This is a genomic window from Faecalibacterium sp. DFI.5.82, from assembly GCF_029076575.1.
Lineage (GTDB): Bacteria > Bacillota > Clostridia > Oscillospirales > Ruminococcaceae > Faecalibacterium > Faecalibacterium duncaniae.
Genome location: NZ_JARFIS010000660.1, coordinates 1 through 304 on the forward strand (window position 1 = coordinate 1; position 304 = coordinate 304).

The window sequence follows — 304 nt, forward strand, 5'->3', positions numbered from 1 at the left end:
GGAGCGGATGTGGGGCGATGGCGGTATGCCCAGTGCCCACAGCGCCACGGTAACGGCCATGGTCATTGCTACGGCACGCAGCGAGGGCATCCATTCGGCTATCTTTGCGGTGGCCGCAGTGGTTGCCATCATCACCATGCACGATGCTATGGGTGTGCGCCGCGAGACCGGCGAGCAGGCCAAGGTGCTGATCAAGATGCTGGAGCAGTGGATCGAAGTGACCGAGAAAAACAATCCCTTCCTGCAGAATATGCACCTGAAAGAGATGGTTGGTCACACTCCGCTGCAGGTTATGGCCGGTTTT

At 58.9% G+C, this 304-nt stretch carries 1 protein-coding gene; it reads left to right on the forward strand.

All coding sequences use genetic code 11. The annotated features are described in order from the left end of the window. A partial coding sequence (locus P0G09_RS18325; protein ID WP_275253383.1) for a divergent PAP2 family protein occupies positions 1-304 on the forward strand: 304 nt, incomplete at both ends.